Below are 761 nucleotides of genomic sequence, written 5' to 3' on the forward strand. Positions count from 1 at the left end.
ACCTTCACCATCGGCGTTTCCGTCCAGCCGGGCGCGAGGGCGTTGACTCGCACGTTGTGGGCGGCGTTTTCCATGGCCGCAACACGCGTGAGGCCATGCACGCCGTGCTTGGAGGCTGCGTAGGCGCTCATTCCGCCGGGGCCCGTCAGTGCTGCCACGGAGGCTGTGTTCACGATGGCACCGCCACCGCTCTTCTTGATGAGCGGCAACTCGTGCTTCATGCCGAGAAAGACGCTGCGCAGGTTGACCGCGATCACCCTGTCGAAGTCTTCGGTCGGATAGTCTTCGATGCGCTGCGCCTTGCCGGTGATGCCGGCGTTGTTGAAGGCCACGTCGAGCCGGCCTGCCTCGCGTTCGATGCGTGCAATGGCGCTGGCAACTTCTTCCTCGACGGCCACGTTGGCGATGACTGCCTGGGCCTTGCCGCCGATCTCGGTGATGAGGTCGACGGTTTCTGCGAGGCCATGCTCGTTCAGGTCGGCGGCATACACGAGGCCGCCTCGCGCCGCGAAGGCCTTGGCGGCTTCCCGCCCGATGCCGGAGCCCGCGCCCGTGACGAGCACGACTCGTCCTGCAAAGTCGTTGGAGACCATGTCTTTCTCGCTTCTACAGATGGAGGGTGCGGGCGCTCAGGCAAAGAGCTTCGCTGCGGTCTTGGCCACCAGCTCGCCTTGATGGCGCGCGCCGGCCAGATCGATCGCCGTCGGTTGCCGCGAGCCGTCGCCGCCTGCGACGGTGGTGGCACCGTAGGGCGCGCCGCC

1 protein-coding gene and 1 pseudogene are annotated in these 761 nt (G+C 66.8%); both read right to left on the bottom strand.

The features are described 5' to 3' along the window. A partial coding sequence (locus tag ACSFA3_RS24960; RefSeq protein WP_435508036.1) for an SDR family NAD(P)-dependent oxidoreductase occupies positions 1 to 593 on the bottom strand: 593 nt, incomplete at its 3' end. A 36-nt stretch (positions 594 to 629) separates the two neighbouring features. Then, a pseudogene (locus ACSFA3_RS24965) lies at positions 630 to 761 on the bottom strand (NAD(P)H:quinone oxidoreductase); the annotation flags it as partial.

This window comes from Variovorax glucosi (assembly GCF_051216695.1).
Lineage (GTDB): Bacteria > Pseudomonadota > Gammaproteobacteria > Burkholderiales > Burkholderiaceae_C > Variovorax.